At 27.0% G+C, this 11,717-nt stretch carries 10 protein-coding genes; 1 reads left to right on the top strand and 9 read right to left on the bottom strand.

The window, feature by feature from the left end:
- Positions 1–142: 142 nt before the first annotated feature.
- From ABUA17_RS14295 to ABUA17_RS14255, 9 genes are all read right to left on the bottom strand, one after another.
- Positions 143–1,084, bottom strand: coding sequence for a glycoside hydrolase family 113 (locus tag ABUA17_RS14295; RefSeq protein ID WP_055291844.1), 942 nt, complete (start codon positions 1,082–1,084; stop codon positions 143–145).
- Between the two features lie 15 nt (positions 1,085–1,099).
- Entirely contained in the window at positions 1,100–1,702 is a 603-nt protein-coding gene (locus ABUA17_RS14290) for a hypothetical protein (RefSeq protein ID WP_042398405.1), read from the bottom strand.
- Positions 1,703–1,852: 150 nt separating this feature from the next.
- Positions 1,853–2,743: a carbohydrate ABC transporter permease gene (locus tag ABUA17_RS14285; RefSeq protein ID WP_242833246.1), complete on the bottom strand. Its 891-nt coding sequence runs from the start codon at positions 2,741–2,743 to the stop codon at positions 1,853–1,855.
- Positions 2,733–3,617 carry a carbohydrate ABC transporter permease gene (locus ABUA17_RS14280; RefSeq protein ID WP_042398408.1) on the bottom strand — a complete coding sequence of 295 codons (885 nt, stop codon included), beginning with the start codon at positions 3,615–3,617 and terminating at the stop codon, positions 2,733–2,735. Before ABUA17_RS14280 ends, ABUA17_RS14285 begins: the two co-directional genes overlap by 11 nt.
- Before the next feature lie 130 nt (positions 3,618–3,747).
- Complete coding sequence (locus tag ABUA17_RS14275; protein WP_042398411.1) at positions 3,748–5,046, bottom strand: ABC transporter substrate-binding protein; 1,299 nt, start codon at positions 5,044–5,046, stop codon at positions 3,748–3,750.
- Positions 5,047–5,501: 455 nt separating this feature from the next.
- A complete protein-coding gene (locus ABUA17_RS14270) occupies positions 5,502–6,212 on the bottom strand; it encodes a GntR family transcriptional regulator (protein WP_055291846.1) in 711 nt (236 codons plus the stop codon).
- A 38-nt stretch (positions 6,213–6,250) separates the two neighbouring features.
- Positions 6,251–7,168 (bottom strand): ROK family protein, encoded by a 918-nt coding sequence (locus ABUA17_RS14265; RefSeq protein ID WP_055291848.1) that lies wholly within the window; start codon positions 7,166–7,168, stop codon positions 6,251–6,253.
- Between the two features lie 83 nt (positions 7,169–7,251).
- Positions 7,252–8,544, bottom strand: a complete 1,293-nt coding sequence (locus tag ABUA17_RS14260; protein WP_055291850.1) for an ABC transporter substrate-binding protein — start codon at positions 8,542–8,544, stop codon at positions 7,252–7,254.
- Between the two features lie 9 nt (positions 8,545–8,553).
- A complete protein-coding gene (locus ABUA17_RS14255; RefSeq protein ID WP_055276270.1) occupies positions 8,554–9,822 on the bottom strand; it encodes a response regulator transcription factor in 1,269 nt (422 codons plus the stop codon).
- Between the two features lie 99 nt (positions 9,823–9,921).
- Between ABUA17_RS14255 and ABUA17_RS14250 the strand changes: the two genes are divergently transcribed.
- A complete protein-coding gene (locus ABUA17_RS14250; protein ID WP_042398425.1) occupies positions 9,922–11,688 on the top strand; it encodes a sensor histidine kinase in 1,767 nt (588 codons plus the stop codon).
- The last annotated feature ends 29 nt before the right edge of the window (positions 11,689–11,717 follow it).

Genomic DNA, 11,717 nt, shown 5'->3' with positions numbered 1-11,717 from the left:
GTCTTGGATACAAGACACCGTTAGAAGCATTTAACGAAGAACAAGCTAAGTGTTGCACTTAGCTTGACAATTCGTCAAATAAAAAAAGCTATAAAATCAAACCTGTTTATTGATTTTATAACCTCCATACTATTATATTAATTTATTCACTAAAATACTGAAAAATCAAATTTTCAGCTTTCTTAAACTTAACAGTATAATCTTTTTCATATTTATCCTTTGCATTTTGAGGTGACTTAATTGGCCAATCCCACAAACAAAAGCCTTTGATAAATCCTCGTTTAGAACTTTCTTCAAAAAGTTCTTTAAAATAATTATATTGATTTTCTTCACAAACTTCTCCTGTTTCAATCAAAAACCAATCATTAGGCATCTTCGAAGCACCTTTAACTGATGGACATCCTGCCTCTGTAAATATAAAAGGTAAGTTAAATTTTTTACATACTTCTTCAATTCTATCTAATTCCTTAGAAATTGTACCTACTGGATAATATCCCGATGATGAAATATAATCTAATGCATCCCACCATTTAACATTATGCTCCTGATATTTATCACAATTATATGTTAATGCTCCATTATATATTCTCCTTATATTTTTCACTAAGGATTTCCATTCATCACACCTATGATCAGTTCCTACTAACTCACAACCTATTATTAGAATATCAACATTATTCTTTTGACAAAATTGAGCATAATGAATTATATACTCACCATAACTTTTAAACCACTCTTCCCATTTTGGTTCACATGGAACATCCTCATCAAAAAATCTAATATATGCTCTCCAATATCCATCAGAAACATTTAACATTGGCTTAACTAATGTCTTTAATCCCTTATCTTTAGAGTATTTAATTAGATCTTCTAACTGATTATCATTAGGCATATGACTGCCTGTCCAATCTATTGTTGTTGAATAACAATGATCTTGCTGTGCTGCAAAAGCAAAAGTTACTGCATTTATATTACAATTTAAAATTTGATAATCTATTTCTCTCTTTGCATCTTCTAAATTAAAATCATTCTTCCAATGCCATGTTATAAAGTTAAAACTTTTTATGTCAAATTCTAAGTTCATAAAAATCTCCTTAATTTATCTATTTATCTTTACTGCATCTATAGTACTTCTATTTATTTTTACAAACATAGCTGAAATAATAGCAATAGCTAAAATAACTAAAAATTCTTTTCTAAATATTCCTACTGCCATAAATAAAGCAAATAAAACTGTTGTTGTAAATAATTTTTTAGGTTCCATAAACATTATTGCTAATGCATCAATATATTTAATAGGTCTTTCTTTCGCAATTACATATAAAGAATAATATCCCCAGTACATCGCTATAACTATATATAAGTATACAAAGAAATAATTTAATGTACTTGCAATCGGTGAATCTATTCTTCTTAACATAAATATTGCAATTACTAAACTCAATGTGTATAAACCTGTTATTATTGCAGGTTTTTTATTCTCTTTAAAATATTTTTTCATTCCTGTGTTAAATATTTTTAAAACACCTGAATATCCATCAATTTCATCATTGAATAACATTATTGAAATTTCTATGTTAGTAAAAACTACTGGAACTATTGTTAATGCAAATAAACCTATTGCAAGATAGCATATAGATATTATATTGGTTATTAGTAAAACATATAAAATATGAACGAATCTAAATGTCTTTTCCTTCACTGTTATCACCTCTAAAAATTAGTTTAGAGTTAGTAGTTTTTAGTTAATAGTTAAGGATGAAACTACTAACGCAGTTTCTAAAAATATATTTTTTCTAAATTCAGCTAAAGCTAAATTTACCCCTTAACTACTAACTCCTAACTATCAAAGCTATTTTACCGCTCCTGCTGTAAATCCGTTATAGATATATTTTTGTAATGATAAGAATACTATCAATGTTGGAATCATAATTAAGATAACTCCTGCACAAATAACATTCCATTGTCCACCATATGGTCCCATGAACTTATAAAGTGAAGTTGCAAGTGTTCCCATATTATCACCTGGCGCATATAAGAAAGGTGTATAGAAGTCATTATAAATACCAACTCCACGAATTATTATAATTGTAGCTATAGCTGGCTTTAATAGTGGAACTATTAACTTTCTAAATATATAGAAGTATGATGCACCTTCAAGCATTGCTGCTTCATCATTTGAATATGGAATAGAATCCATAAACTGCATCATTATGAAAATACTCATAACATCTGCTCCTAAATATAATACTATTGGAGCCCAAAGACTATTATATAATCCAAGTTTACTCATTATTTGGAATGTAGCAACTTGAGTAGTTACCATTGGTAAAAACATTGGTACCATGTAAACAAGTAATATTGCTTTCTTTAACTTAAAATCAAATCTATGCAATACATATGCAACCATTGCTCCAAGTAAAATTGTACCTGTTAATGAAATTACCATTATGAATGCTGTATTAAAGAAACCTCTCATCATTCCACCTTGTATGAATGCAGTTTTGAAGTTATCTAAATTTAAAAAACTTTGTGGTAATGCTAACTTGTTTGAAGAGTAAAATTCATTATATTCCTTAAATGATGCTAAAAATATAGTTACTATTGGAAGAAGAAATACAATTGATGCTACTATTAATGATAAATATTTTAATGTTTTAAAAAATATACTTTTTGCTCTTAAAGCAAGTACTTCTTTATCCATCCTTGCTTTTGTTGCATTTATTTGAGTGCTACTTTGCATACTCTTTTTCCTCCTTAAAGAATATATTTTGAATTAATGCTACTGCTGCAACTATAAGCATTACTATAACAGCCATTGCTGATGCTTTACCTACTTTATTATAAGTAAACGCTGTCTTAATTGTTTCAATAACAAATGTTGAACTTCCATTTGATCCGCCAGTCATAATATATGGTATTTCAAATACTGAAATTGCTCCTGAAATATTTAATATTAAGTTTAATTGAATAATTCTCTTAACTGAAGGTATATAAATATATCTTATTTTTTGCCAATCTCCTGCACCATCTAGGTCTGCTGCTTCTAAAACTTCATCTGAGATTGATTGTAAAGCCCCTAAGAATATAATAAAGTTATACCCAAAAAATCTCCAAATTGATGTAAATGCTAAAGAGAAATTAACATAATGAGCATCACCAAGCCATTGTCTAATTATACTATCTAATCCTAACATGCTAAGTACAGTATCTAATGTTCCATTCGGTTGGAAGAAGAATAAAAACATTAATGATATTGCAACACCATTGATTAAATAAGGAAAAAAGAACAATGATTTAAAGAAACTTTTACCTTTAATTTTAGAATTAATTATTACTGCAAAAACGAATGCTAAAGCTAACTGTATTAAACCACCAACAAAATAATATAAACTATTTTTTAATACTGAAAAAACTTCTGGATCACTAAATATATTTATATAATTTTCTAGTCCAATAAACGTCTTAGCTCCATAACCCTTCCAATTAGTAAAACTGTAAGATATCATATTTATTGCTGGTAAATATGTAAATACAAACAGTAATGTAAGTGGAATTAGTAAGAATAGTGCTATTATAAATTTCCTTTGTGTTTTGTAACTTACATTTTTAAACACAGTTTCTCCCCCTTTACGACTTCTTTCCTTTAATATTGCTACTCTCTATTTACATTAATTTAGAGACTTTAATATATAAACAATTTAATAATTAGAGGGGAAATCCCCCCTAAATTATTTATATAAATTATTATTTAGATAATTTTTCTTTGTTAGTATTCCATTTATTGTTATAATCTTCAATAACTTTATCGAAATCTGCTCTGCTCTTCTTAGCAGCTATTACAGCATTTTGAATATATTCACCAACCCAGAATTTAGTTCCTGATTCATTAGCTATTTCAGTAGTTAAATCGCTTGCTGCTTGATCTGCTTCTGCTGGATCTGCAAACATTAATTCAACACCAGATTCTTGATACTCTTTAACAACTGGATTTCCAGAAGTAAGATTTTGGTTAGCAGGAATAAATCCACAGCTATCTAAGTAATCTAAAGAGTTAGCAAAGAATATAGCAAAATCTTTAGCTTCTTCTTTATGTTTAGAATATTTGCTTACACCTAAATAGTTATCTGGACCCGCACCAGCTTTTAATTCTCCTGAGTTAGTTGCTGGGAATGGAGCAATTCCAATATCATCAGCATTTGCTTCATTTGCTTCTTGAATTTGTGATACTGCCCACATACCTAAAGTCATCATACCTATTTTACCGTTAGCCATATCAACTTTTGATTGTTCCCAGTTAGTTGTAGCTAAATCTTCTTCAACCCAACCTTCACTAACAAACTTATAAAGGATTTCTAACATATCCCCTGTTGGCTTTCCAGCTGAGAATGGACTTTCCATTTTTCCCATATCTCTATAGTAATATGGATTTCCGTAAATTACTGAAGAAACAGCATCATATTGGCTTAATGGCCACATATCAGCTGAGTTAATAGCTACTGGAACTACACCTTCTTGTTCATTAATTTTTGCTAATGCTTCATATAATTCATCTAAAGTTTTTGGGAATTCATCATATCCAGCTTCAGCAAATACTTTTTTGTTATAAACTACACCATCTGCTCCTAATCCATTTGGAATACCGTAAACTGTATCAGTATTTAAATCAGCTCTTTCACTTACTCCAACATAATCACTATAATCCTCTAATGATCCTAATGGTTCGAAGAATTCTCCTAATTCTTCAGCTTTGAAAGCTGGTAATATATTTAATACATCTCCGTAGTCTTGAGTATTCATTCTTGTTTGAACTATACTTTCATAATCAGTGATTGCTTCCCACTCTATTTTTACACCTTTTTCTTCATAGTACTTATCTGCAACTGTTTTTAACACAGTATCTTTTATATCTGTTCTATGTGTTAAAACCTTTAAAGTAACTTCACCTTTTCCATCTCCACCATCAGAAGCTGTTGATGAACAACCTGCAAAAAGTGATGTGGCTACTACACTTGCACAAATAACACTTAATAATCTTTTTTTCATTGTAATTCTCCCCCTCGAAAATTTATCTTTTCTTATCATTTAGCAAACGTTTTCCTGTTTACATTCTTTATTTTACAAACTTTTAATTCACTATTCTATGTTTTTGCCATTACATCATAATTTTGATTTATAAATCGTATAATTTATTTATAATTAAATATTTATCTATTAATTTTTGTTAGTTTTTCTAATAATTCTATTTTTATATGTTTTCAAATCACTTTTAAGTATAAAAAAATAGGTAGAACTTATAATTCTACCTATTTTTATAACAACTCGACTCGTTTTAGTCGCTGAGTACACTAAAGTGTACCTTCAACTAACTAAATCTAAGATTTAAAGTTTCAGGCAAGTTCGATTAACTAAATCAAGATTTAGAATCTATTTTAAGGAAACTCGACTCCTTTCAGTCGCTGAGTAAGTTCGATTAACTAAATCAAGATTTAGAATCTCACTTATATGACTGTTATAGTTTTAAATTCGTATTTATCATATCTATGTCTTGCAAAAGAATATTCAAAAGCCTTTCCATTTTCTAAATAAGCAACTCTTTCAACCTCTATAACTGGTTCATCACTTTTTAGCCTCAAATAATTTCTATCATTTTCATTACTTTTATCTTCCCTAATAGTTGAATGTGCACTTTGTATTTTTAATCCTAGCTTATTTTTAATATATGAATATATTGATCCTTCAACATCATCAATTTTTATACCTGGAATTATATTTATTGGCATATATGGTTTTTCAATAACTATTGGTTCGTCATCAACATACCTAACCCTATTTATTAGATATACAAAACTGTTCTTTTCAATCTTCAACATATTAGCAATCTTATTATCAGCATTAATTACTGTGAATTTTAATACCTTACTTGTAACCTTATGTCCTATATTATTATATGTTAATCCTGAAAATTGCTTTTTATCTATTATTCTATTTATCTCTTTTTCAGTAATATCCTTAATAAAGGTACCAGATCCTCGCCTTTTAACAATTAACCCTTCAGAAACTAATAGATCCAAAGCCTTTTTTACAGTCATTTTACTTACATTATATTTTTCACATATACCTTTTTCAAATGGTAATCTTTTATTAGGTTTATATACACCTTTAAGCATATCTTCCTTAATATCAATTGCTATGATTTCATATTTATTCATTTAGCACTTCCCTTGTAATTATTATTTAAAATAATACCTTATTTAATTTCAATAGGTAGTTCCTGCTTTTGAAGAAAGTTATATAAAGCCCCTAACTTGTTAGCATCATTTCCATAGATACATTTTCTTATTACTGGTATAACAGTTGCATATTCATTAGTATCTAATATCTCTTTAACCTTATTTGTAATATCATCAATTATACCTTCTCTTTCAGAAACTGCTCCACCTAAAATTACAGTTTCTGGATCATATGTGTATTGTATATTAATTATCCCTATAGCCATATAAGTAAAAAATTTATTAACTTCTTCAATGGCAATTTCATCTCCTGAATCATATAATTCAAATGCTTTTCTACCATCAAAGTTATTAATATCTAACCCTTTTCTTTTTGCTATTGCCTTAGCTAGTGCAAAAGTTGATCCAACATCGCTCCATACTAAAAGCTTATTTTTATCTACGTCACAATCAACTATACAATATCCAAATTCACCACCGTGCATATGTGCACCTGTATGTATTCTTTTATTTTTTACAATAGCACCACCAATTCCAGTTCCACAAACAATAAATGCAGAATCATCATTATCTTTAGCTGCACCTAACCAACATTCACCTAAAGCTGCACAATTTGCATCATTTTCTATTTCAACTTTTAGCCCTGTTTTTTCTTGTAATACTTCTTTAAAGTTAATTCCATAAATATATGGTATAGCACTTTTACTCTTTATGCTTCCTTCTACTGAATCAACAGCACCTGGTGCACTTATTGCTATACCTTCTAATAAAAATTGTTCTTTATAAGTTTCAACTAAGGACGCTAATTCTTCAAAAAACTCCTCTAGAGTTTTAGAAATTCCAATTTTACTACTAATCAATATTTGTCCTAAATCTGTTATTACTGACCATTTAACAGCTGATCCACCAATATCATATACCATATAATTTGCCATTTTTATCCCTCCATAAGTAAACGAAATCATCAATACCCTTTAATAAGTATATACTTTATTTTTATCGTTGTCTATACTTTTGTTTATTTGTTTATTTGTTCATTCCATTTCAGATTAATTTCATTTATCAATCTATCTATATCGTCTTCAATTATAAATTTCTGAACAAATGCAGCATCTATTCCACATTCTTTTTTTATTTGTAAAAACTCATCTTCTAATCTAGCTACCTCCATTGATTGCTTACTGATATAATCTGAATAAGTTATTATTGGAATATTTAATTCACCTAGTTTCTCTAATACTTCTTTTGTCTCCTTATCTTCTTTCAAAGGAGACATTATGTTAACTGCATTTGCATATCTATTGTTTTCAAATATAAATTTTAAAAATGCCTTTGCTGTATCTGGATTATCAGTCGTATTAGAAACAGCATACATATAATCGCCATAAATTTTTATAGTGTTAGTTTCTGGTATAGGAAACATCCCTAATGAATCTATATTCATACCCATATCTTCTAACTGATATATAAAATCTGAATTCCAAATTGCCATTGCAATTTTTCCTTCACTCATATCATTTTTAAATTGTTGCCAATCATAATTAAATAGATCTTCTTCGGCATACCCTCTATTAACAATTTCACGTACTAAACTTAAAGACTTGTACAATCCGCCATTGCTATCCATTATCTGCCTATTTTCATTCATAACATCATTTGATAAATTATTATCAAACAAATGTGGTATAATATCTGTCCATAAATCCATAGTCCACGACTGTCTGTAATTAATAGCAATAGGAGTTATGCCCAACGCCTCTATCTTGTTACATGCTTGAAACAATTCATCTATTGTAGTTGGTAATCTATCTATATTTGCCTGTTTAAAGATATCCTTATTGTAAATTATCCCTTGCCATGTTATAGATGTGTTTAAGCAATACAAACTATAATCATTACCAGTTCCCATAAAATAATTATAAATATTAGAATCATTAAATCCTAAATCATCTAATGCTAAAAAATAATTTCTATATTCATTTTTTGAAATTGTTGATGGAACTAATGTTACATCTGGTAACTCACCAACCGATGCTTTTCTTTGTAATATAGATTGTGCATCACCAATTAGCTCTAGAGTTACATTAACCTTTGGGTTAATTTCCTCAAATTCTTTCATTAATGCTTCAATTTCTACACTCTTATCAGTTCTATTGCTTACAAAGGTAATATTCCCTTCTAAATTATCACTTACTTTAATTTCAGTGTTAAAATTCATTCCTATAAACAAAACACCCATTCCTATTATTGGAATCACCAAAGCAATTAATATTAAAATGATCATTTTTTTATTATTGCCCATATTAATCATATCTCTACCCTACCTTGCTATACTCTTCTCTCTAGCCTTGTTATTTCTGAAGTTATTTGGTGTTGTTCCTGTAATTTTCTTAAAAGCTCTTCCAAATGTAATAGAATCATTATATCCAACGCTTTCAGCTACTTCATATATCTTTAAATTTGTTGTAACTAATAATTCCTTTGCTCTTTTAACTCTATAGTTTGATAAGAATTCATAAAAACCTTCTCCAGTTTCTTTTTTAAATAGTTCTGATAAGTAATTTTGACTTAAAAATACTTCATCAGCTACATCCTTTAAGGTTATATTATTATTGAAGTTCTTTGTTATAAATTGAATTGCTAATTTAATTGATGTTGCACTGTATAAATTTTTATCATCTTCTAATATATCTGATAATTCATTTAAATCATCAACATAGTACTTTTTTGAATTTTTATTGTATAACATTTTCTCCTTAACTTTTCTAACTAATTTAGAATGCTCTCTTACTTCCCAAATTTTATTAGTACATTCTAATATAAATACGCTTATTCCATTTTCTATAAATACATTAGATTTCTCATCAATTAGATTTGTTACATCGCTAATATTACTTATTTCATTTCCATTAAAATAGAAAACTATATAAACGTTATCACTATAAAGAAAATATATATATTCAATTTTATTATTATTAGAAACTTCTTTAAAATAACTATTTAATAATTTATTATTAAACTCTTTTTCTTCTTTATTTATCGGAAGTACGACCATTTGATAGTAATAACCTTCATCTAATTGAATATTTTCTAATAAACTTTTATCTGTTCTTATATTAATATCTGAGTTTGAAAATAATAAATGTTTAAAAAAATCCTTCTTTATGACTTCAATAGATTTAGTCATAATTTTATCTTTTTTCTTTAATTCTTCAATTTTTATTTCAACTTCTTCTACAACCTTTTTTAATTCATCCTTTTTGATTGGTTTTAATAAATAATTAAATGCTCCATATTTCATAGTATCTCTAACATATGTAAATTCATCATATCCACTTAACACTAGAAATATTGGTGGATGCTTTAATTCTTTATTAGCTTTTTCTACGAATTGTATTCCGGTCATAATTGGCATTTTAATATCAGTTATTACTAAATCAACTTGTCCATCATTTTCCTTTAAATATTCAAATGCTAACAATCCATTCTGAAAATCTCCAACTATTTCATGATTTTCAAATAATTTATTCAATATTTTTATTAAACCCATTCTAATAATTTTATCATCATCTACAACAATTATTCTCATAAACCCTCCTAATATTGAATATTTTTGAAATTTCCTATATATTTAAATTAACACAAAATTTATGATATGAAAATATTTTTTTTAATAATAGGGGATTTTATGATTTTAGATAAAAATTTATCAATAAAAAAACTTACAATTTTAACATTTATTATTATGTATTCTTTATTTTTTATAATGACTATAATTAATCTCTATTCATATTCACGCTATGAGTTTAGTAAAAATGATAAGCTTATTAAAAATTTTAATACAACTCTTAGTCAACAGCTTTACGAAAAGTTTAATAATCTTTCTGAAGTATCAAAATACCCTTTAATAATACCAGAAATAGATAAGTTACATTCTACTTTAACTTCAGATGAAAAATATGATATAGCTGATTATAATTATTTAAATTATCTTTGTGAAATGATGCTTATTCAAAGCAAATCAATAAATGGTGCTTTTATTTATAATTTATCTGGTGAAGGTGTTTTTTCATCTAGAAATACAACTAATTCTATAATAAAAAATGCCTCTTCAGAAGAATGGTTTTCTAATGCTTTAAATGATTCTAATGCAATTACATTTTTACCAAATATGAAATCAGAAGATATTTTTCAATATACTTCATCTAATAATAATTCATTAATTGGTGTAGCTCGTCAAATAATTAATTTAAAAACTCAAGAAATTACAGGTATCTTATTATTAACGCTTCCTATAGATGAGCTATTGGATATATTAACTAAAGATTTACCTTATGATAATCAAATTCTTTCTTTATATACTCCTAATGGTGATTTAATAATATCAAATAATTATGAAATCAATTTCACTCAGTATTTCAAAGATTTTAATTTCATTAGCAATTCACCAGTTATTAAAACAATTACTAATATAGATCCATATGTAACTACATCTAATACAATACCTTTAACTAATTGGATACTATTAAGTGCAATACCTAATACATCTGTATATACTATTAACAGTTTATATATTTTCTCTTTTGTTACTAACATTGTATTTTGTTCTATATTGTTTTTAGTTTTATACAATTTATTTATTCAAAGAATATTTAACCCTATTAATTATCTCATAGATAATATGGATAAAAGTAATATTGAAAGTAATTTATCATCCGAATTGTTATATGAAAGAGAAGATGAAATTGGTATTTTGGTTAAATCCTATAATGAAATGAAAAGCCGTATACATGATTTAATAAATATTAATTATAAAAATAAAATAGAACAAAAAGATTTAGAACTGAAACAACTTCAAAATCAAATTAATCCACACTTTATTTACAATACCTTAGAATCGATTCATATGATGGCTGAACTTAATGATGATGAAGAAACGTCTATAATGGCTGAATACTTTGGTTCAATCATAAGATATAGTATGAATAGAAAAGTTAATACTGTTAAGCTTAGAGAGGAACTTAATATAATAGATAATTATATTTACTTACAAAAGATACGCTTTGATCAATTATTTATTATTGAAAACTTAATTACTGAAGATGTAATGGAATGTGAAATAATAAAAATGATTATTCAACCACTTATTGAAAATGCAATTTATCATGGTTTGAGTGAGTGTAGTAGTAATGGAAAAATAATTATACAAGGACAAAAGGTATGTAACCAACTTCTTTTAACTATTTCTGATAATGGAATTGGTATAGACACTGATACTCTTAAAGATTTAAATGACTATATAAATGATAAAAACAATAAATTTAAAGGCATTGCTTTAAGGAATATTAATAGACGTTTAAAGCTTAATTATGGTGAAAAATATGGACTTGAAATATTTAGTGTCTTAGGGAAAGGAACATCAATGGTTTTAACTTTACCTTATATTGTTAAATAAATTACTTTAAAGTTAAAATAAGCTGAGAA

Origin of the sequence: Clostridium sp. RTP31139st1_H3_RTP31139_211217, assembly GCF_040227035.1 — a bacterium.
GTDB lineage: Bacteria > Bacillota > Clostridia > Clostridiales > Clostridiaceae > Clostridium > Clostridium saudiense.
This window is presented reverse-complemented; position numbering and strand designations above follow the sequence as displayed.